Origin of the sequence: Microbacterium sp. MAH-37 (assembly GCF_009758255.1) — a bacterium.
In the GTDB taxonomy this organism is placed as follows: Bacteria; Actinomycetota; Actinomycetes; order Actinomycetales; family Microbacteriaceae; genus Microbacterium.
The window spans coordinates 315,212-335,004 of record NZ_WSEN01000010.1 but is presented as its reverse complement, the minus strand read 5'-3'; the positions used below and the strand labels follow the sequence as shown (position 1 = coordinate 335,004).

19 protein-coding genes are annotated in these 19,793 nt (G+C 70.2%); 12 read left to right on the top strand and 7 right to left on the bottom strand.

The genetic code is table 11. The features are described from left to right. Window positions 1–110 precede the first annotated feature (110 nt). From GON06_RS15760 to GON06_RS15735, 6 genes are all read left to right on the top strand, one after another. Entirely contained in the window at window positions 111–500 is a 390-nt protein-coding gene (locus GON06_RS15760; protein ID WP_157313276.1) for a LysR family transcriptional regulator, read from the top strand. Between the two features lie 209 nt (window positions 501–709). Further along, on the top strand, window positions 710–1,783 hold the full coding sequence (locus GON06_RS15755) for an ABC transporter substrate-binding protein (RefSeq protein WP_157313274.1): 1,074 nt from the start codon (window positions 710–712) through the stop codon (window positions 1,781–1,783). Between the two features lie 2 nt (window positions 1,784–1,785). Then, complete coding sequence (locus GON06_RS15750; RefSeq protein ID WP_157313272.1) at window positions 1,786–2,667, top strand: ABC transporter permease; 882 nt, start codon at window positions 1,786–1,788, stop codon at window positions 2,665–2,667. Continuing rightward, on the top strand, window positions 2,643–3,401 hold the full coding sequence (locus GON06_RS15745; RefSeq protein WP_157313270.1) for an ABC transporter ATP-binding protein: 759 nt from the start codon (window positions 2,643–2,645) through the stop codon (window positions 3,399–3,401). Before GON06_RS15750 ends, GON06_RS15745 begins: the two co-directional genes overlap by 25 nt. After that, the gene (locus tag GON06_RS15740; protein ID WP_157313268.1) at window positions 3,398–4,735 is read left to right on the top strand and encodes an LLM class flavin-dependent oxidoreductase; all 1,338 of its coding nucleotides are present in this window, start codon (window positions 3,398–3,400) and stop codon (window positions 4,733–4,735) included. Before GON06_RS15745 ends, GON06_RS15740 begins: the two co-directional genes overlap by 4 nt. Window positions 4,736–4,838: 103 nt before the next feature. Continuing rightward, window positions 4,839–5,201, top strand: a complete 363-nt coding sequence (locus GON06_RS15735) for a VOC family protein (protein WP_157313266.1) — start codon at window positions 4,839–4,841, stop codon at window positions 5,199–5,201. Between the two features lie 7 nt (window positions 5,202–5,208). On the opposite strand, the gene GON06_RS15730 is transcribed toward GON06_RS15735, so the two are convergent. Further along, a complete protein-coding gene (locus GON06_RS15730; RefSeq protein WP_157313264.1) occupies window positions 5,209–5,889 on the bottom strand; it encodes a FadR/GntR family transcriptional regulator in 681 nt (226 codons plus the stop codon). A gap of 57 nt (window positions 5,890–5,946) precedes the next feature. On the opposite strand from GON06_RS15730, the gene GON06_RS15725 reads away from it, so the two are divergent. Next, window positions 5,947–6,828: an amidohydrolase family protein gene (locus tag GON06_RS15725; RefSeq protein ID WP_157313262.1), complete on the top strand. Its 882-nt coding sequence runs from the start codon at window positions 5,947–5,949 to the stop codon at window positions 6,826–6,828. A 26-nt stretch (window positions 6,829–6,854) separates the two neighbouring features. Beyond that, window positions 6,855–8,372, top strand: coding sequence for an arylsulfatase (locus GON06_RS15720; RefSeq protein WP_157313260.1), 1,518 nt, complete (start codon window positions 6,855–6,857; stop codon window positions 8,370–8,372). A 399-nt stretch (window positions 8,373–8,771) separates the two neighbouring features. Here the strand turns inward: GON06_RS15720 and GON06_RS15715 are convergent, their stop codons facing one another. The 3 genes from GON06_RS15715 to GON06_RS15705 all read right to left on the bottom strand — a co-directional run bounded on the left by GON06_RS15715 (window position 8,772) and on the right by GON06_RS15705 (window position 11,838). Beyond that, a complete protein-coding gene (locus GON06_RS15715; RefSeq protein ID WP_157313258.1) occupies window positions 8,772–9,611 on the bottom strand; it encodes a hypothetical protein in 840 nt (279 codons plus the stop codon). A gap of 617 nt (window positions 9,612–10,228) precedes the next feature. Beyond that, the gene (locus GON06_RS15710) at window positions 10,229–10,996 is read right to left on the bottom strand and encodes an SDR family NAD(P)-dependent oxidoreductase (protein WP_157313256.1); all 768 of its coding nucleotides are present in this window, start codon (window positions 10,994–10,996) and stop codon (window positions 10,229–10,231) included. After that, complete coding sequence (locus GON06_RS15705; RefSeq protein ID WP_157313255.1) at window positions 10,978–11,838, bottom strand: fumarylacetoacetate hydrolase family protein; 861 nt, start codon at window positions 11,836–11,838, stop codon at window positions 10,978–10,980. Before GON06_RS15705 ends, GON06_RS15710 begins: the two co-directional genes overlap by 19 nt. A gap of 88 nt (window positions 11,839–11,926) precedes the next feature. Between GON06_RS15705 and GON06_RS15700 the strand changes: the two genes are divergently transcribed. Genes GON06_RS15700 through GON06_RS15690 form a run of 3 tightly spaced genes read left to right on the top strand, consistent with a single transcriptional unit; the run spans window position 11,927 to window position 14,609 of the window. Further along, a complete protein-coding gene (locus GON06_RS15700) occupies window positions 11,927–13,213 on the top strand; it encodes an L-fuconate dehydratase (protein ID WP_332837627.1) in 1,287 nt (428 codons plus the stop codon). Next, complete coding sequence (locus tag GON06_RS15695) at window positions 13,203–14,165, top strand: aldo/keto reductase (RefSeq protein WP_157313253.1); 963 nt, start codon at window positions 13,203–13,205, stop codon at window positions 14,163–14,165. The genes GON06_RS15700 and GON06_RS15695 overlap by 11 nt, the downstream gene beginning before the upstream one ends. A gap of 24 nt (window positions 14,166–14,189) precedes the next feature. Further along, the gene (locus GON06_RS15690) at window positions 14,190–14,609 is read left to right on the top strand and encodes an RbsD/FucU family protein (protein ID WP_157313251.1); all 420 of its coding nucleotides are present in this window, start codon (window positions 14,190–14,192) and stop codon (window positions 14,607–14,609) included. 3 nt (window positions 14,610–14,612) lie between these two features. On the opposite strand, the gene GON06_RS15685 is transcribed toward GON06_RS15690, so the two are convergent. Beyond that, window positions 14,613–15,590, bottom strand: a complete 978-nt coding sequence (locus tag GON06_RS15685; protein ID WP_157313249.1) for an acetylxylan esterase — start codon at window positions 15,588–15,590, stop codon at window positions 14,613–14,615. A 98-nt stretch (window positions 15,591–15,688) separates the two neighbouring features. Here GON06_RS15685 and GON06_RS15680 point away from each other — a divergent pair, with 98 nt between their 5' ends. Continuing rightward, a complete protein-coding gene (locus GON06_RS15680) occupies window positions 15,689–16,477 on the top strand; it encodes a DeoR/GlpR family DNA-binding transcription regulator (protein ID WP_157313246.1) in 789 nt (262 codons plus the stop codon). A gap of 23 nt (window positions 16,478–16,500) precedes the next feature. On the opposite strand, the gene GON06_RS15675 is transcribed toward GON06_RS15680, so the two are convergent. Together GON06_RS15675 and GON06_RS15670 are read right to left on the bottom strand one after the other, a co-directional pair. Next, entirely contained in the window at window positions 16,501–17,406 is a 906-nt protein-coding gene (locus GON06_RS15675; protein ID WP_332837624.1) for a LacI family DNA-binding transcriptional regulator, read from the bottom strand. Between the two features lie 68 nt (window positions 17,407–17,474). After that, on the bottom strand, window positions 17,475–19,727 hold the full coding sequence (locus GON06_RS15670) for an FAD-dependent oxidoreductase (RefSeq protein ID WP_157313243.1): 2,253 nt from the start codon (window positions 19,725–19,727) through the stop codon (window positions 17,475–17,477). Between the last annotated feature and the right edge of the window lie 66 nt (window positions 19,728–19,793).

Genomic DNA, 19,793 nt, shown 5'->3' with positions numbered 1-19,793 from the left:
TCGAGGCTACAGGGGGTGCCCCGGTCGGCCGGATGACGGCGTTTGACGGTGTTTGACGGCCGTATGACGACAGAGGCGACGTCCACCCGCGCGGCATCTAGCATCGCCGCATGGACGAGACGCTCGACATCCTGCTGCTGCGATCCTTCGTCGCCATCGACGACTTCGGCGGGTTCGGCCGTGCTGCCGAGGCGCTGCACCGCAGCCAGCCGACCGTCAGCCAGCACGTGCGCGTGCTGGAGAACAGGCTCGGCCACCAGCTCGTCGAGAAGGACGGCCGTGGCTCGCGGTTCACCCCGGCGGGCAGGCGGCTGCTCATCGAGGCGCGCCGCATCATCGCCGTGCACGACGACGCGGTCGGGCGCCTGACCGGACGCGAGGAGCCGGAGACCGGCGCCGCGCCCGTCCGCGAAGCCGCCGCCGCGGCGGACTTCCTGCGGTACATCGCCGAGCGGATGCCGCAGCTCATCGGCGAGTGGGATGCCGATCGCGAGACGTAACAGCGGGACACGCACCGTCACGCGGCGACCGGATGCCGGACCGCTCGGCGGGGCACGGGAGTCGTGTCCATCCGCGGAATCCTGCGGATCCCGCGGATGCGGCAGCGATCCATCCGGAACCCCGATCAGTGCGGCGCCGATCGCTATTGGACGCTGTGCGGCTCGTCCCCGCAGTCTTCCAGGCAACCCCTCACCGAAAGGAAGACGACATGACATCTCCCGGATCCGTCCGCACCTCCCGGCCTGTCACGCGGATGCCGGTCGTCGCGGCTTCGCTGGTCGCACTCGTGCTGCTCGCCGGCTGCGCTTCGACGAGTTCGGCGGCGACGGAGCACGACGCGAGCGAACCGCTTCCCACCGGGGCGCCCGCCGACGGATCGAGCCTCCGCGTCGCCGGGCGCCAGACACAGCTGCAGCTCGAGGCAGCCGGCGACGCGATTGACCCGCTCGCGTTCACCGTCGACGAGTGGGTGAACGCGCAGGCGGGTCCTGATGTGATCCAGGCTTTCCGTGCCGGAGCGCTCGACATCGCCAACAACGCGATCATCCCACCGATCCAGGCGCACGACATCGGCTTCGACGCATCGATCGTCGCTGTGCTGGAGCGTCCGTCGCCGTCGTACGTGTTCGCCACGGCGCCGGGCGTCGACCTCGACTCCTTCGAGGGCCTCCGTGGCAAGAAGATCGCGTTCTCGCAGGGTCAATCCCAGGGAGACACCGTGCTGCGCACATTGCAGACCGCAGGCATCGACGTCGACGAAGTCGACTTCGTGGAACTGCCCAGCACGCAGTTCCTCACCGCGCTGCAGAGCGGGCAGGTCGATGTCGCGCCGCTGGGCGAACCGGTGGTGACGAAGTACATCGACCAGTTCGGCAAGGACGGCGCGGTCGCGCTGCCCGCCGAGGAACCCGACCTGCTCAGCGTGCTCTGGGTGCCGAACACCGTGCTCGCCGACGCCGACAAGGTCCTCGCCGTGCGTGACTACATCCGCGCCTGGGCCCAGGGACAGGTCTGGGCGTGGGAGAACGCCGATGCCTGGAAGAAGTTCTACTTCGTGGACACCGAGGGCGTCTCCGCCGAGGACGCCGACCGCATCTGGGCACTCGCCAACAAGCCGTCATTCCCGAAGAACTGGGACGACGCCGACGCATGGGCGCAGTCGTCGGCCGATCTGCTCTCGGACGGCGGCTACATCGAGGGCTTCGACACCGAGGTCCTGTTCGACCGACGCTTCGAGGGCGATGCGGCCGCGGCCGTCGCCGACGAGTACGTGAAGGAGTGACCATGTCGACTCAACTTCTGGCAGAACGGCGCACGGAGGGCACGGAGGGCACGGTGGCGACCGGTGCCGTCGCCGACGCACCCCTCCGTCTGGTGCGGCAGACCAGACGTCGCCGTCTCGGGCGCGCACGGTCTCTACCAGGCGGACGGCTGCTCGGGCCGCTGTTCATCCTCGCCGTCTGGGAGGCGGCAGCCCTGCTCGGGCTCCTCGATCCGCGGCTGCTGAGCGGCCCGGAGACCGTCGCCGCCACCGGCTGGCGACTGATCGTCGACGGCACCCTCGCCGAGCACATCGGCGCCTCGCTGTGGCGGGCCGTTCTCGGGCTGGTGATCGGGACCGTCGCGGGTGTCTCGCTCGCCGTCGTGGCCGGACTCACCCGGCTGGGGGAATCGCTCGTCGACGGCACGGTACAGGTGAAGCGGGCCATCCCGGTGCTCGCCCTCATACCGCTGCTGATCCTCTGGCTCGGCATCGGCGAGGAGTTCAAGGTGACCATCGTCGCCCTCGGCGTGCTCATCCCCATCTACATCAACACGTACAGCGCACTGACCGGTATCGACCGCAAGCAGATCGAGCTCGCCGAATCGCTCGGCCTGAGTCGCTGGCAGTATGTGCGGTCGGTGCTCATCCCCGGCGCGCTGCCCGGGTTCTTCGTCGGGTTCCGACTGGCGGTGGTCGGGTCGTGGATGGCGTTGATCGTCGTGGAGACCATCAACGCCACCTCGGGCATCGGCTACATGATGGCCCAGGCCCAGCTCTACGCGCAGTCCGACATCATCCTCGTCGGCCTGGTCGTGTATGGAGTGTTCGGATTCGTGTCGGATGCCCTGGTGCGTCTGCTGGAGCGGAAGGTGCTGTCATGGCGACGGACGCTGGCGAGCTGAGCACGGCCGTCCGGGTGAGCGGGCTCCGACGCTCGTTCGGCGACCGTGAGGTGCTGAAGGGGATCGATCTGCGGATCGCCCGTGGCGAGTTCGTCGCGCTGATCGGCCGCAGCGGGTCGGGCAAGAGCACGCTGCTGCGGGCCGTCGCCGGCCTGGACGATTCGGTGGCCGGATCCGGGGACGTCTGGGTGCCGGAACGCGTGTCCCTGGTCTTCCAGGATTCGCGGCTGCTTCCCTGGCTGAGTGTGCTCGACAATGTCGTGCTCGGGCAGCCGGCCGCCGCACGGGAACGCGGCAGGGCCGTGCTCACCGAGGTCGGCCTGGCGGGCAGGGAGAGGGCGTGGCCGCACGAGCTCTCCGGCGGGGAGCAGCAGCGCGCGGCGCTGGCGCGCTCGCTGGTGAGCGAGCCGCAGCTGCTGCTCGCCGACGAGCCGTTCGGCGCGCTGGACGCGCTCACCCGGATCAGGATGCACGGGCTGCTGCACAGGCTGCTGCGCGTGCACCGCCCAGCGGTGCTGCTCGTCACGCACGACGTCGACGAGGCGCTGCTGCTGGCCGACCGCGTGCTGGTCATCGAGGACGGCGTGTTCTCCCTCGACGTGCGGGTCGACCTGGAGGAGCGCAATCCTGCCGACCCCGGCTTCGCGCGGCTGCGCGAGCAGCTTCTCCGCGCGCTCGGCGTGGAGACCGGCACAGCACACACCCCCATCGACAGACTTCAGGAGACCTCATGACCGCTCGACGAGCACTGCACTTCAACCTCTTCCTCCACGACACCGGACATCACGAGGCCTCGTGGCGGCTGCCGGAATCGGATCCGCACGCGCTGCTCGATCTCGCCTACCATCAGCGGCTCGCGAGGATCGCTGAGGACGCGAAGTTCGACTCGCTGTTCCTGGCCGATTCGCCGGCACTCTTCGGAGATGTCGGCCGGCGCCCGCAGGGCGGTATCGAGCCGACGGTGCTGCTGACGGCGCTGGCGGTGACGACGTCGCGGATCGGGCTGATCGCGACGGCATCCACGTCGTACAACGAGCCGTACAACCTCGCGCGGCGGCTCTCGTCGGTGGACTGGATCTCGGGCGGGCGCGCCGGATGGAACATCGTCACGACCGCCGGTGAGGCAGCCGCCCGCAACTTCGGGCTGCAGGAGCAGCCCCTGCACGCGGCCCGCTACGCCAGGGCATCCGAGTTCCTCGAGGTGGCGACCAAGCTCTGGGACTCGTGGGAGGACGGCGCGATCATCGCCGACAAGGCGTCCGGCGTGCACGCCCTCGCCGAGCGGGTGCACGCGATCGGGCACCGCGGCGAGCACTTCCAGGTGGAGGGGCCGCTGAACTCGCCGCGCAGTCCGCAGGGGTATCCGCTGCTCGTGCAGGCGGGGTCGAGCGAGTCCGGCAAGGACTTCGCCGCTCGCTGGGCCGAGGCGATCTTCACCGCTCAGCCGACGTTCGAGGAGGGGCGGGCGTTCTACGCCGACGTGAAGCGGCGAGCGGTCGCGAACGGGCGCGATCCCGAGCACCTCAAGGTGCTGCCCGGACTGGTGCCCGTGATCGGCGACACCGAGGCCGAGGCGCGTGAGATCGAGGCCGAGCTGGACCGGCTGATCGCACCCGAGTACGCCAGGGATCAGCTGGCCAAGGTGCTCGGACGCGATCCGGAGTCCCTCCCGCTCGACCGGCCCCTACCGGACGACCTGCCGAGCGAGGACGAGATCGAAGGAGCGAAGAGCCGCTTCACGCTGATCGTGGAACTGGCCAGACGCGAGAATCTGACCGTTCGCGAACTCATCGGCCGGCTCGGCGGCGGTCGAGGTCACCGCACCTTCGCGGGCACCGCGGTGCAGGTCGCCGACACGATCCAGCACTGGTTCGAGAACGGTGCGGCGGATGGATTCAACATCATGCCCGCCGTGCTGCCGTCCGGGCTCGAGGTTTTCGTCGAACAGGTGCTGCCGATCCTTCGTGAACGCAGTCTGTTCCGCAGCGAGTACACCGGGAGCACTCTGCGGGAGCACTACGGCCTGCCGCGGCCGGTCAATCAGCGGGAGCTGGCCGTCGCGAGCTGATCCGCCGAGTGGGCCCCGAGGAAGGGCGGGGCCCACTCGTGCACTCCTTGTCCGGGAGCGGCCGGAGGCGCAGACTTGCCCCGGGGGCAGAGAGGAGCCGATCATGGCACACGGAGACATCACCCACATCGACATCCCGGTCACCGACCTGACGAAGGGCGCCGCGTTCTACTCGGGGCTGTTCGGCTGGAACATCGCCGAGATGCCCGGATTCGAGGGCTACCCGATGTGGCAGGCGCCGAACGGCATCAGCGGCGGCGGGCTCGCACCACGCGACGACGGCTTCACGCAGCCGCGGTCGTACGTCGAGGTCGACTCGATCGACGACACGGTCGCCGCGGCGAAGGCTGCCGGTGGCACCGTCGCGATGGAGAAGTCGGCGATCACGGACAGCAGCTGGTGGGCGGTCATCGTCGATCCTGACGGCAACCACATCGGACTCTTCGAGGGCGTCGTCGGCGGGTGAACCGCACTCAGGCGGATGCCGCCTGACGCAGCCACTGCTCCACGCCCGCGATGTGCGCGGTGGCGAGCGAGGTGGCCAGTGCTGAGTCGTGCTGCGCGATGGCATCGGCGATCGCGCGGTGCTCGGCGAGCGTGCGTCCGGTGGCGTTCTGCTCGGTCAGGCCGCGCCAGACCCGAGCCCGGACGGTCTGGCTGCTCAGGCTCTCGATCAGGCTGGCCAGGTAGTCGTTGCCGGTGAGTCGCACGATCTCGCGGTGGAAGCGGATGTCGTGCGCGACCAGGTCGTCGAGCGAGATCGTCTCGGGGTCGACCGAGGCGACCTCGTCCTGCAGCAATGCCGCCTGCTCGGCTGAGGCGTTGCCTGCTGCGAGACCGGTGGCCTGGGACTCCAGCATCCGCCGCACGGCGAACAGCTCGAGCAGCGAGTCGTCATCGTGCAGATCGACCACGAAGGTGATGGCCTCGAGCAGCAGGTGCGGCTCGAGGCTGGTGACGTAGGTGCCGTCGCCGCGGCGCACATCGAGCACCCGGATGACCTCGAGCGCCTTGACCGCTTCGCGCATGGAATTGCGGGACAGGCCCAGCCGCTCGGCGAGCTCCTTCTCCGGTGGAAGCCGGTCGCCCGGGCCGAGCTCGCCGGAGACGATCATCGCCTTGATCTTCTCGATCGCCTCGTCAGTGACTGCCATGGCGACATCCTCGCACAGAGATCGGATGTCTGGGGCGAGGTGGGGCAGGATGGGGGCATGCGCGTCGTCGACTCCCACCTGCACCTCTGGGATCCCGAGGTCCTCACCTACCCGTGGCTGGAAGGCGAGCTGGACGCGGCCTACGCCGCGGAACAGCTCCTGGACGACCGGATCGACGACGTCGACGAGCAGGTCGCGGTCTTCGTGCAGGCCGATCCGATCGAGAAGCAGGCGATCGACGAGGTGCGCTGGGTCTCATCCATCGCCCTCGAGGTCGGTGTCGTCGCGATCGTCGCCGGCGCGCGGCTGGATCGGGGGCGCAAGACGCTGAGGCATCTCGACGAACTGGGCGCCTACGAGAACGTCGTCGGGGTGCGGCACCTGCTGCAGGGCGAGAAGGACGGATTCGCCCGCACTCCGAAGTTCATCGAGGGCGCCCGCGCCGTGGCATCCCGCGGCCTGACCTTCGACGCCTGCGTGCGCGACCACCAGATCCCCGATGTCACCGCGCTCGCCGCGGCCGTGCCGGAGCTGAGGATCGTGCTCGACCACCTCGGCAAGCCCGCGATCGGCACCGACGACGCGCCGCTGCTACCCAGCGCAGAATGGCGCCGCGACATCGCCGACCTCGCGCGCCACCCGCAGGTCCACGTCAAGCTGTCCGGTCTGCCCGCCGAAGCCGGCGGGCACTGGGACGAGGACCAACTGGAGCCGTTCCTGGATGTCGTGGCGAAGGAGTTCGGCGAAGACCGGATCATGTGGGGGAGCGACTGGCCGGTGTCCGCGATGCAGGTCTCCGACGACGACGGCGCGGACTTCTTCATGGACGGAGTGCGCGACGACTGGTGCCACACGATCGGCGACTGGGCCGCGGATCGCGGCCTCGACAGCGACAAGGTGCTCTGGTCGAACGCGCGGGCTTTCTACGGCATCCGCTGATCGGCGCTCGGAGTAGCGTCATGTCTATGTCTGCATCGCCGAACGTCGTCCTCATCTGCGTCGATCAGTGGCGGGGCGACTGCCTCTCCGCCGACGGACATCCGATCGTGCGCACGCCCTACCTCGACGCGCTCGCCGCGCGCGGCGTGCGGTTCTCGAACGCCTACTCGGCGACGCCGACGTGCGTACCGGCGCGGATGGCGCTGCTGACCGGGCTGTCGCAGGAGCACCATCGCCGTGTCGGCTACGCCGACGGGGTGGATTTCGACATCTCCGAGACGTTGCCGAAGTCGTTGTCGGCCGGCGGATATCAGACGCAGGCGATCGGCAAGATGCACTATTCGCCGGAGCGGGTGCGGATCGGGTTCGATGACGTGATCCTGCACGACGGCTACCTGCACCACTCGCGGCGGCGGGAGCGGGATGCCCGGTTCTACGACGACTACCTGACCTGGCTGCGTGCGCAGGCCGGATCATCGGCTGTCGACGACTATCTGGAGAACGGGATCAACTGCAACTCGGTGGTGGCCCGGCCGTGGGACAAGGCAGAGCGGCTGCATCCGACGAACTGGGTCGTGACCGAGGCGGAGAACTGGCTGTATCGCCGGGACCCCACCCGCCCGTTCTTCCTGTACCTGTCGTTCCACCGGCCGCATGCGCCGTACGATCCGCCGGCGTGGGCGTTCGAGCAGTACCTGGACGCACCCGCGGTCGAGCCGCCGGTGGGGGACTGGGCGGGGGAGTTCGGCCATCTGCGCAACGACGCGCTGCCCGACGCCAACGTCGCCCACTACGACGCCCGCACGGCGCACCGGGCTCGGGCCGGGTACTACGGGCACATCAGCCACATCGACGCGCAGATCAACCGGTTCCTGGAGATCCTCGCCGAGTTCGGCGTGGCCGACGACACGTACATCCTGTTCACGTCCGACCACGGCGACATGCTCGGCGACCACCATCTGTGGCGCAAGGGATATCCGTACGAGGGGTCCGCGCGGGTGCCGATGATCCTCGCCGGGCCGACGATCGACTCGCAGCAGGTGAGCGACGAGATCGTCGAGCTGCGCGACGTGATGCCCACGCTGCTGGCCTGCGCCGGGGTGCCGGTGCCGGAGGATGTCGACGGGCGCGACCTGCGGGGGGTCGTCTCGGTGCGGGATGCGGCGCCGTGGACCGGGCAGCCGGCGCCGGCCGGTGAGCGGTCCGCCGAGGCGCCCTCTGCGGTGCTGGCCGAGGACGAGCCGCACCTGCACGGCGAGCACATCGCCCTCGGACACTCGATGCAGTGGATCCGTGCGGGCCGGTGGAAGTACGTGTGGCTGTCGGGGTCGGGGGTCGAGCAGCTGTTCGACCTGGTCGTCGACCCGCACGAGCTGCGCGATCGCTCGGCGGATGCGGCCGCTGCATCCGCACTGCAGGCGTGCCGCGCGCGCCTGATCGCCGACCTGCGCGGCCGGCCGGAGGGCTTCGTCGACGGCGACGCCCTCGTGCCCGGCCGCCCGGTGCAGCCGGTGCTGGACCAGCCGCACGAGCGCGTCGCCTGAGGGGCGATGCCCGGTGCGCTCCGGTGCGCTCCGGTGCGACGGTCCGATCGCAGTTGGTCACGTTGCCGGGCACGCCCGGTGCTCAGGTGACAGTTCGTCCCACTAGCGGTCGATCAGAGCATGGCGATCTGTGACCCGGATGCCGGGGACCCGGCCATTTCGGGACAAAGCGCGACCCGCATTGGGGTGCCGCGGGATCCCTGTGGTCGACTGCGTCACGCGAGCTCGCGCGGGCTGCTCAGGTTGCAGTTCATCGCGGTTCAGGTCTCCGTCCGAAATCCAGGTCGCAGTTCGTCTCGCTCTTCGGCGGCCAGAGCGTGACCAACTGCCACCCCGGGGAGGGCAGTGCTACGAGTTCCGCAGGACGAACTGCGATCCGAAGCACGTGGCGGGCCCGGTTCAGCCCCGCAGAGCGTGACGGATGCGAGCGAGAACGACATCGGTGCGGGACGCGCTCGTGACCTCGATGACGGTCCAGCCGGCGGCGCGCAGCGCAGCGATCCGCTCAACATCGGCGGCGTACTGTCTGCTGTGCAGCACGCCGTGATACTCAATCGCGATCTTCCGGTCGGGGTAGGCGAGATCGACGCATCCGACGAATCGACCATGGTCGTCGTAGACGTCGTGGTTGAGGAGGGGCTCCGGCATGCCGGCGAAGATGATGTGCAGCCGGAGTCGTGATTCGCGGGGTGACCAGGAGTCTTCCCGAATGAGATCGAGGGCTTCGCGCAGCCGGCGGACGTGCCCCCACCGCCCGGCAGCGACGGTCGCGCGCAGCTCATCGATCGTCGTGAACGGTGAGCGCCCGGCCTCCAGCCGGCCGTACCCCGGACGGTGGACCCGGCACAGAAAGTCGCCGAGCGCGACCAGATCGATGATGTTCCACGCCCCGAGCTGTGCCCACATCGTGGGCGACGAGGCGATCTGGATGCCGCTGGTCTCGAGCGCTCGCGCGAACCGCGGATCTGCGCGATGTCCTCGGACTCCAGCCGCGCGCACGACCGCGCCATCGCCGAGGGTGCTGATGTGTACAGGCAGTGCCAGGCCATCGGCCGGTGCATCGTCACCTTCATCCGTCACCGTCCACACGAGCGGCAACGGGCCGCCTCGCAGAGCGACCGCGCTCTCGTGGCTGACGAACTGCCCGTGCCGCAGTCGCGGGGCGTACTGCCAGGCGCGAACGCGTCGCTCCGCGGCTTGGCGTGCGAACGGATCGAGGCCGCTGAGGTCGGTGTTCACCCGCTTCGCGCGGACGCCCCGGAACGGTATCTCCAGATCACGGCGATGCAGGCGGCCGCGACTCACTCCAACGGCGGCGCTGTCCTGTACGGAGAAACGCTCTCCGAGTGACGCGGGGAGAGGGTAGGGGGTTCGCATCGCCCCACAGTGGCATCGCAGAGTGACGTGAACGCGCCCATCCACAGGGCGATCTCAGAGACCGCGATGTGGAGTACCAGTCGCAATCTCTCGATCGGCTGCGTCACGGGCATCCGCGCATGCTCAGGTGGCAGTTCGTCCCGCTTTCCGGCCGACGGAGCGTGATCAACTGCGACTCGGGGAGTTGTGCCGGCGGGAATCTATGACGAACGGCGACGGGAACGACGGAACGGCGTGGCGCTGCCCCGATGCCTCCCGAACCGGGGGGCGTTCCAGTCGCAGTTGGTCACACTGCGGATGGATCGGGCGCGCTCAGGTCGCAGTTCATCACGCCCGCCGACGGCCAGAGCGTGTCGAACTGCGACTTGAGCATCGCGATGTGGCCAGAGCGCGTCGAACTGCGACCTCGACGGCAGAGGACGCGGCGCAACGACGAAGGCCGCCCTGCGCGGAGTGCGGGGCGGCCTTCGGGACGGGAATCACTCCGGACGGAGCCGCAGTGCGGCCATGCCGCCGTCGACCTCGATGAAGGTTCCGGTCGTCGAGCCGGATGCCGGCGAGACCAGGTACAGCACAGCGCCGGCGACCTCGTCGGGCGAGACCAGGCGGCCATGCGGCTGCCTGGCGTTCAGCGCGGCGCGCTCGGCGGCCGGGTCGTCGGCCGAGTCGAGCAGGCGGCCGACCCACGGGGTGTCGGCGGTGCCGGGGTTGACCGCGTTCACGCGGATGCCCTCGCGCAGGTGGTCGGCCGCCATCGCGCGGGTCAGCGCCGAGACGGCGCCCTTCGACGCGGAGTACAGTGCACGCTGCGGCAGGCCGGTGGTCGAGGCGATGGATGCGGTGTTGCAGATCGCGGCCGACGGCGACTGCCGCAGCCACGGCAGCGCGGCCGAGGTCACGCGGGCGATGCCGGTGACGTTGATCGAGAGCACGCGCGCCCACTCGTCGTCGTCGTTCGCGGAGACGTCGCCCTGCGCGCCGATGCCGGCGTTGTTGATCACGATGTCGATGCGGCCGAACCGCTCGGCGGCAGCCGCGACCGCCGAATCCACGGACGCGCGGTCCGAGACGTCGGCGGTGAAAGCGGCGAACCGCGCGTCCGCTCCCGAGGTGTCGCGATCGAGGACGGCGATCTGCGCGCCCTCCTCGTGCAGCTTCGCGGCGATGGCCGCGCCGATCCCGGATGCTCCGCCGGTGACGATCGCCACCAGTCCTTCGACCTGCCCGCTCACTTCTGCGCCTCCCATGCGACGAACTCCTGACGCTGACGGCCCAGGCCGTCGATCTCGACCTCGACGACGTCGCCGGCCTTCAGGTACGGGAACCTGCCCGACAGCGCCACGCCCTGCGGGGTGCCGGTGAGGATGAGGTCGCCGGGCTCGAGGGTGACGTACTGCGACAGGTGGTGCACGATCGTCTCGACATCGAAGATGAGGTCGGACGTGTTCGAGTCCTGCCGCGGCTCGCCGTTCACGAAGCTGCGCAGCCGCAGGTCGTGGTGGTCGATCTCGTCGGGGGTGACCAGCCACGGCCCGGTGGGGTTGAAGCCGCGCGCGATCTTGCCCTTCGACCACTGCCCGCCCGAGACCTCGAGCTGGAACGTGCGCTCCGAGACGTCGTTCGCGAGCACGAAGCCCGCGACGTGCGCCATCGACTCGGCGGGGGAGTCGAGGTACTCGGTGCGGGTGCCGATCACGACGCCCAGCTCGACCTCCCAGTCGGTCTTCTCACTGCCGCGCGGGATGGTGACGGCGTCGTCGGGGCCGACCACGGTGTTCGGGGTCTTCAGGAACAGGATGGGGATGGTGGGCGGCTCCGAGCCGGACTCGGCGGCGTGCGCGGCGTAGTTCATCCCGATGCAGATCACGGCGCTCGGCCGTGCGATCGGCGACCCGACGCGCAGCGATGCGGCATCCGTGATCTCCGTCAGCGTGCCGGCGTCCAGCGCCGCTTGTGTGCGGCCCACCGGATCTTCGGCGAGGAAGTCGCCGTTCACATCGGATGTCACCGGGCGCAGGTCGAAGGTGCGGTCGCCGTCGATGACGACGGGGATCTCGCTCCCGGCCTCTCCAAGTCGCGCGAACTTCATGGCTCTCCTGTTCCTCGTCGGCGCAGCGGTGCGCTCGTTGACAGTATAGACATCCGATGTTTACACTCCAAGTGATCGAAGGAGCCCTGTGAGCCGTATCGTCGCGCTGGAGACCAGCGACATCCGCTTCCCCACATCGCTGAGCCTGGACGGCTCTGACGCGATGAACCCCGACCCCGACTACTCCGCGGCGTACGTGATCGTGCGCACGGATGCCGGCGACGCCGGCCATGCCTTCGTGTTCACGATCGGCCGCGGCAACGACGTGCAGGTCGCGGCGATCGACGCGCTCAGCGGGCACCTGGTCGGCCGCGAGATCGAGCCGCTGCTCGACGACATGGGCGGCACCTTCCGTGAGCTCATCGGCGACTCGCAGCTGCGCTGGCTCGGCCCGGAGAAGGGCGTCATGCACATGGCGATCGGCGCGGTCATCAACGCGCTGTGGGACATCAAGTCCAAGCGCGCCGGGCTGCCGCTCTGGCAGCTGCTCGCGCGGATGACGCCGGAGGAGCTCGTCGACCTGGTCGACTTCCGCTACCTGACCAACGCGATCACCCGCGACGACGCTCTCGAGATCCTGCGCGCCGCCGTCGCAGGACGCGCCGAGCGTGAGGCCGAGCTGCTCGCCACCGGCTACCCCGGATACACCACCAGCCCCGGCTGGCTGGGCTACTCCGACGAGAAGCTCGAGCGCCTGGCGCGCGAGGCGATGGCGGACGGGTTCACCCAGATCAAGCTCAAGGTCGGCGCCGACCTGCAGGACGACATCCGCCGGTTCCGCAAGGCGCGCGAGGTGTGCGGTCCGGACTTCCCGATCGCGATCGACGCGAACCAGCGCTGGGAGGTCTCCGAGGCGATCGAATGGGTGAACGCGCTCGCCGAGTTCCACCCGGCCTGGATCGAGGAGCCCACCAGCCCGGACGACGTGCTCGGCCACGCCGAGATCGCCCGCGGTGTGGCGCCGATCCGGGTCGCCACCGGCGAGCACGCGCAGAACCGGATGATCTTCAAGCAGCTGCTGCAGGCGCAGGCCATCGAGGTCATGCAGATCGATGCGGTGCGCGTCGCCGGCGTCAACGAGAACATCGCCAACCTGCTGCTGGCCGCCAAGTTCGGTGTCAGGGTGTGCCCGCACGCCGGCGGCGTGGGCCTGTGCGAGGCGGTGCAGCACCTGTCGATGTTCGACTTCGTCGCCGTCAGCGGCACCCGCGAAGGCCGGATGATCGAGTACGTCGACCACCTGCACGAGCACTTCGTCGTTCCCACCGACATCCAGGCCGGTTCGTACCAGGCGCCGACCGCACCCGGCAACGGCATGGAGATGAAGGCCGAGAGCATCTCCGAGTACACCTGGAAGGGGCAGCATGTCGCCTGAGCCCAGGGTGGAGTTCGGCACGCTCGGGTTCGGCTGCGCCTCGATCGGCAACCTCTACAAGGCGGTCTCGGATGAGGCGGCCGAGGCCGCGCTGGAAGCCGCATGGCAGAGCGGCATCCGGTACTTCGACACCGCACCGCACTACGGGCTCGGGCTGAGCGAGCGTCGCCTCGGCGCGTTCCTGCAGACGAAGCCGCGCGACGAGTTCATCATCTCCACCAAGGTCGGGCGTCTGCTCGAGCCCAACCCCGGGTATGCGGGCGGCCGTGATCAGGAGGGCTTCGACGTCCCCGATGACCTGATCCGCCGCTTCGACCCCAGCGCGGACGGCGTCCGTCGCAGCCTGGACGATTCCCTGGAGCGCCTCGGTCTGGACAGGGTCGACGTGCTCTACCTGCACGACCCGGACGTGTACGACCTCGAGCGTGGTCTGGGAGAGGGGCTGCCTGCTCTCACCGCACTGCGCGACGAGGGCCTGGTGCGCGAGATCGGCGTCGGCGTGAACGACGCGGCTGTCGCTGCGCGCGCCGTGCGCGAGGGCGACCTCGATCTGGTGATGATCGCCGGCCGGTACACGCTGCTGGAGCAGCCCGCGCTCGACGACCTCTTCCCGGCGTGCGCGGAGCGGGACGTGCGGGTGGTGGATGCCGCGGTGTTCAACTCCGGGCTGCTCGCGACCTCGTCGCCGGCGTCGAGCGGCACCTACAACTACGGCGCCGTGCCCGCCGACGTGCTGGATCGCGCGCGCGAGCTGGCCGCCGTGTGCGCGGCGCACGGCGTCGAACTGCCCGCCGCCGCACTGCAGTTCCCGGCGCGGCATCCGGTCGTGGCGACCGTCGTGGTCGGCACGGCGAAGGCGGACTCCGTGCGGCAGAACGCCGAGCGGATGCGGGCGCCGATCCCCGACGAGCTGTGGGCGGACCTCGCCCGGCGCGGGCTCATCCCCGCCTGAAAAGGAAGAGACGAGGACGAACGGATGCTGGAAGGGATCAACCCCCTGCTCACCGGTGAGCTGCTGCTGCACCTCGACCGGATGGGGCACTCCGACTCGGTGGTGGTCGCCGACGCGCACTTCCCGGCCTGGGCGCTGGGCGAGCGCGTGATCGACCTGCCCGGCACCTCGACCCCCGAGGTCGTCGAGGCGATCCGCTCGGTGCTGCCGCTGGACGACGCCCCCGGCATCGACCTGATGGAGTCGGCGGATGCCACGGTGCTGGACGTGCAGCGCGAGCTGATGGCGGCCGCGGGCACCGACGAGACCACCACCCGCTTCGTGGAGCGCTTCGCGTACTACGACGTCGCGAGGGGCGCGTACCTGATGGTGCGCACCGGCGAGACCCGCAAGTACGGCAACGCACTGCTGCGCAAGGGCGTGGTGGGGCACCCCTCGTCCTGAGCCTCAGCCCGCGAGCGCGCGCTCCAGGTGGGCGAGCCCGCCGCGAACGGCCTCGGCGGTGACCTCCGCGAGCCCGGGGTACTCGGCGTGCCCGGCGGGCAGCACATGCAGCTCGAGGTCTGGTACGGCGTTCGCGACGGCGAACTGTCCCTGCGGCGGGACGTTCTGGTCCCACAGCGCCGCCTCGACCCGCACCGGCACCTCGAAGAACCCGGCCGTGCTCGACGCGTCGAAGGGCCGCAGCTGCTCGCGCGCCTCCGGATGCCGCAAGACCCAGGCGCGCTGGAACTCGCCGCTGCCCAGACACGGCACCGCGAGACGCTCGTCGTACTGCCCGAACGTCGGGACGACGAGCGTCGCCCCGAAGAACCGGTCGTCCCACGGCACGGCGAGGGCGCCGAGTCCGCCCCCGAAGCTCTCGCCCACGTAGTACAGCGGCAGGTCGCCGGCCAGCGTGATCAGCGCATCGGCCGCGAGCCACAGATCGCGTGCGCACAGGCCGATCACGTAGTCGTCCGGTGCGTCCAGACCGCCGAGCACATGCGCCCCGCGCTCCTCCGGTGCGCCCACACCGGCGTTCAGTGCACCGAGGCCGCGGGCGACGGGGAAGATCGCCGCAGCATCATCCGGCACCCGGCGCAGATCGACCGCGTCGCGACCGCCGTATCCGTGCCCGTGCACGATGCCGACCCTGGCCGCGAGGCCTTCGACCGGCGTGACCGACCAGGCGCGCAGCCGCACGTCGTCGATCCCGGACAGCTCGATCAGCGACACCTCGCGGGCGTCGACGATCTCCGTCGACAGCACGACGGGCCTGGCATCCACGCCGCGTGCCGCCGCTCGCCAGGACCGCCACTGCGCAGCGAGCCCGTCCTGCGCGGGCACGGGGCGCACCGCACGCAGTGTCTCGAGGGTGAAGCCGTAGCTGCCGTCGAAGGCGGCGTCCGGGAACCAGGTGTCGAAGGGCGCGGGGTAGGTCATGCGCGGAGCGGGATCCTGTCGGTGTCGAGGTGGTCTGTGTCGAGAGGGCGTGCGAAAGCGTGCATGGCAGACTGGTCACGGCACGAGAAGGAGAGCGGATGCTGGTCACAGAGCGACGCGAGCGCATCCTCGCCCTGGCGCGCGAGCGCGGCACCATCGCTCTGCCGGACCTCGCGGCCGAGCTCGGCGTCAGCGAGATGACTGTGCGCCGCGACATCGAGCTGCTCGCCGATGACGGCGCGGTGCAGAAGGTCCGAGGCGGCGTGCGTGCCGCGTCGGCCGGCATCCGCCGGGGAGCGGCGCAGGTCGCGACCGCCGAGCGCCGAGCGATCGCCGCGACGGCTGCCGCCCTCGTCGAACCGGGGATGGCCATCGGCCTCACCGGCGGGGCGGCGGGGATCGCCCTCGCCCAGGAGCTCGTGCGCGTGCCCGACCTGACGATCGTGACGAACTCGCTGCCGGTCTCGGACCTGTTCTCCCCGCCGGATCGTGCGGATGCCCCGTACACGCAGACCGTCGTGCTGACCGGCGGGGTGCGCACGCCGTCGCAGTCCCTGGTCGGTCCTGTCGCGGTGCGCGCACTGGAGAGGCTGCACTGCGACCTGGTGCTGCTCGACGCGCATGGGCTCGACGAGCAGGCCGGGCTCACCACCATGAACCTGCTCGAGGCGGAGACCTACCGGGCCTTCATGGCGGCGGCCCGTGAGGTGGTCGTGCTCGCCGATCACACCCGCTGGCAGGTGGTCGGCCTGACCACTGTCGCCGACCTCAGCGACATCGACAGGCTGGTGATCGACGACGGACTCGACGGCGAAGCCAGGGAGCGGCTCTCCGATCACATCGCGCAGGTCGAGATCGCGGAGCGGGTTCGACCAGACAGCCGCTGAGCAGCGGCGGGTTCCGGCGTCCATCAGCGTGCGGTGCTCGCCCGCTTCACCAGGCGGCTGGGGATGATCACGTGCCGGACCGGCAGGTCGGCGCCCGGGGGAGTGCTGAGCTGCCGCTCGAGCTCGGTGAACGCGGCGTCCACCAGCTGATCGTGGTCGGGGGCGACGGAACTGAGGGCCGGCACCGAGAACCGCGCCGCGCGGATGTCGTCGATGCCGATGACGGCGACGTCGTCCGGCACACGGCGGCCGCCGGCGGCGAGCGCGGCCAGTGCACCGAGCGCGACCGAGTCGTTCGAGCACACGACGCCGTCCAGATCGCCGATGCGGGCCGCCAGCTCGGACACCACGCGCTCGCCCTCGTCGGAGGTGAACGCGTCGACCTGCGCGGTCAGCGCGGGGTCGTTGCGGATGCCGGCGGCCTCGAGCGCCTCGAGATAGCCGGCGTGCCGGCGGTCCGCGGCATCCGAGGGGCGCGCGTCACGCCGCCCGACGAACGCGATCCGGCGGCAGCCGGCCGCGATCAGGTGCGCGGTGGCCGTGCGGGCGGCGGCGGAGTTGTCGATGGTGATGTGCGTGAACGGACTCACCTGGATGTGCTCACCCAGCAGCACCAGGGGGCCGGGGGAGGTGCGGCGGGTGAGGTCGGCGACCGTCAGCGACCGCGGGATGTGGATGAGGCCGTCTATGTCGGGCAGACCGCTGCCGTTGGCGACGTCGACCTCGCGGGCGTGATCGCCCTCGGTCTGCACGATCAGCACGGCGAGTCCCCTCGCCTCGGCACCGCGCACCAGCCGCGAGCTCAGTTCGGCGAAGTACGGCTCCTCCAGGTGCGGCACGGCCAGGGCGATCAGGCCGGTGCGCGTCGCCCGGGAACCGGGGACCGAGCGCATCGATGCGTCTTCGCGCTCACCGAAGGACGTGCTCACCCTGGGGCTCCTCATCGTGCGTCGCTCGCCCGCGGAAACACGGGTGCGCTTCACGTTAGCGCCATCCGTCACGCCTGCACCCGGAACGCGATCACGCGGGCCTCTGCGGCGCCATTGGTGGCCTCGACGACGAGCCGTGCCGCGCGGAACGCACCGAGGTCGGCGGGCAGCGGATGCACGCGGTGCCGGTGCCTGTTCCCCTGCACCTCGACCGCCGTCGTCCACTCCTCCGATCCTGCGGGCAGGACCTCGACGCGGTAGTCGCGCACGAGCTGCGGCATGACCTCGTCCGGGGTGCGGTGGTGGTGCAGTGTGATCAGCGAGACATCCACGTCGTCGTCGAACACCAGCCGCACCTCGCGCGCCTCGACCGGGGCGTCCCAGTCCAGACGCAGCCATTCGCCGCCGCCGGCCAGCGGCTCGGAGGCCCACATGTTCGGACCGCCGAACGGACGGTTGTAGCCGGAGACCGCTCGCTCGGGGGCGAGCGCCTCGGTCTCAGGAGCGGTGCGGAACACCGGCGCGCGACCGCGCAGCGGCTTGGTCGGCCACTTCACGAGCAGCCCCTCGTCGCTGATCTCGACGTTCTCGTCGTCGTTGTCCGCGCGATGCACGAGCGTGAGCACACCCGCGGGCAGGGGCGAGGTGAGATGCACGCTCACGACGGGGTTCGCGCGCAGCACGACGATCGCGTTCCGGGGGGTGTCGGGCGAGAACGGCGTCGGCACGCTCACCCAGCTCGCCGCGCCGGCGGGCACCTCGACGACCGAGGTGTGCTCGAGGATCTCGGGGACCACGTTCTGTCGCTTGGTGCTGGACCACACCTCGACCGTGAGCGTCGTCGCCTCTTCGGCGCCGAGCAGCAGGTCGGTCGTCTCCAGAGCCGGATGCACCGGGATGACGATGCCGAGGTCGTCGGTGAGCGCGTGCGGGACGGCGTCGCCCGCATCCGTCGCGATCGTGCGCTGCCGGCTCGACGCGGTCACGACGGCGCGCCGGGCGAGATCCTGCGGATCCTCATTGGCGACGCCGATCAGCGAGGAGTCCGAGCGCAGCAGCGCCTGGCGCAGCTCGCGCCGGTGGTTCGCGTACAGCTCGCGCGGGCTCTCGCCGTAGGCGAGGCAGAGGGATGCCGCGGTGCCTGCGGCCTCGCCCATCACGGCGCACGTCGCCATCACCCTGGCGGCGCCGAACGCGATGTGGGTGGCGGAGACGTTCCGCCCCGCCATCAGCAGGTTCGACACGTTCGCCGAGTACAGCGAGCGGAACGGGATCTCGAACACTCCGTCGGAGAAGCGCTGCACGGCGCCGGCGCCGGTGGCGTACATGCCCTCGGCCGGATGCAGGTCGATCGACCAGCCGCCGAAGCCGATGCCGTCGTCGAACTCGACCTGGTCGAGCACGTCCTGCTGCCGCAGCGTGTGGTCGCCCACGAAGCGCCGGTACTCGCGCTTGCCCGGGAGGTTGCCGATCCATTCCAGGGTGAGGTTGTCGGCGTCGAACTCACCGGAGTTCTTGATGTGGTCCCAGATGCCGAGGATCACCGAGCGCAGTTCGTCGCGGATGCGCTCGTTGTCGTCGACGATGTCCAGCTGCCCGCCCCACTCGATCCACCAGTAGTGCGCGCCGCTGTCGCCGCTGCGGATGATGCGTGTGGCCGGGATGGGGGTGGTGCTGATGTCCTTCGCCGACTCCGGCGCCACGAACTTGACCGGGTGGCCCAGATCCTTCGTGTAGAACAGCAGCGTCGAGCCGAGGAACTCGCGGATCGGCTCCTCGGGGGCCCACTCCTCGTCGAACTCGGCGCGGCCCTCCTTGCCCAGACGGTGCCGTGCGCCGACCAGACGCCCGACGAGGCCGTCGCCGGTGCAGTCCAGGAAGATCGGTGCGTGGAAGACCGTGCGGACCTCGGAGCCCATGGTCCATCCGGTCACCGAGGTGACCCGGCGGTCGTCGTCGGGACCGGTGGCGCCGGCCTCGATCACCTCGGTGTTGAGGAAGAGCTGCAGGTTCGGCTCACGACGCACGGTGTCGAGCACGACGTCGTCCCAGTACACCGGGTTGCCCTCGGGGTTGCGGTACTGGTTCTCCAGGAACATCTCGCCCATGATCCCGGTCTCGCGCGCCCAGCGCTGGTTGCCGTGCGCCGTCGCGCCGCACACCCAGACGCGCACCTCGGACGAGGAGTTGCCGCCGAGCACGGGCCGGTTGTTGATGAGGACGGTGCGCCGGCCGAGCCGCGCTGCGGCGACGGCGGCGCTCACGCCGGCAAGGCCTCCTCCGACGACGATGACGTCGGCTTCGATGGTCTGCGTGCGCATGGGGTGGTACTCCTGGGTTTCGTTCAGAGGCGGATGCCGCGCGCTGCGCGCGGCATCCGCCGGGGT

Coding starts and splice junctions, on each gene's coding strand:
- GON06_RS15685 (WP_157313249.1), bottom strand. CDS start 15,590: ATGACCTACCCCGCGCCCTTCGACACCTGGTTCCCGGACGCCGCCTTC.
- GON06_RS15755 (WP_157313274.1), top strand. CDS start 710: ATGACATCTCCCGGATCCGTCCGCACCTCCCGGCCTGTCACGCGGATG.
- GON06_RS15760 (WP_157313276.1), top strand. CDS start 111: ATGGACGAGACGCTCGACATCCTGCTGCTGCGATCCTTCGTCGCCATC.
- GON06_RS15695 (WP_157313253.1), top strand. CDS start 13,203: ATGTCGCCTGAGCCCAGGGTGGAGTTCGGCACGCTCGGGTTCGGCTGC.
- GON06_RS15740 (WP_157313268.1), top strand. CDS start 3,398: ATGACCGCTCGACGAGCACTGCACTTCAACCTCTTCCTCCACGACACC.
- GON06_RS15710 (WP_157313256.1), bottom strand. CDS start 10,996: ATGGGAGGCGCAGAAGTGAGCGGGCAGGTCGAAGGACTGGTGGCGATC.
- GON06_RS15690 (WP_157313251.1), top strand. CDS start 14,190: ATGCTGGAAGGGATCAACCCCCTGCTCACCGGTGAGCTGCTGCTGCAC.
- GON06_RS15670 (WP_157313243.1), bottom strand. CDS start 19,727: ATGCGCACGCAGACCATCGAAGCCGACGTCATCGTCGTCGGAGGAGGC.
- GON06_RS15720 (WP_157313260.1), top strand. CDS start 6,855: ATGTCTGCATCGCCGAACGTCGTCCTCATCTGCGTCGATCAGTGGCGG.
- GON06_RS15745 (WP_157313270.1), top strand. CDS start 2,643: ATGGCGACGGACGCTGGCGAGCTGAGCACGGCCGTCCGGGTGAGCGGG.
- GON06_RS15730 (WP_157313264.1), bottom strand. CDS start 5,889: ATGGCAGTCACTGACGAGGCGATCGAGAAGATCAAGGCGATGATCGTC.
- GON06_RS15735 (WP_157313266.1), top strand. CDS start 4,839: ATGGCACACGGAGACATCACCCACATCGACATCCCGGTCACCGACCTG.
- GON06_RS15680 (WP_157313246.1), top strand. CDS start 15,689: ATGCTGGTCACAGAGCGACGCGAGCGCATCCTCGCCCTGGCGCGCGAG.
- GON06_RS15725 (WP_157313262.1), top strand. CDS start 5,947: ATGCGCGTCGTCGACTCCCACCTGCACCTCTGGGATCCCGAGGTCCTC.
- GON06_RS15750 (WP_157313272.1), top strand. CDS start 1,786: ATGTCGACTCAACTTCTGGCAGAACGGCGCACGGAGGGCACGGAGGGC.
- GON06_RS15705 (WP_157313255.1), bottom strand. CDS start 11,838: ATGAAGTTCGCGCGACTTGGAGAGGCCGGGAGCGAGATCCCCGTCGTC.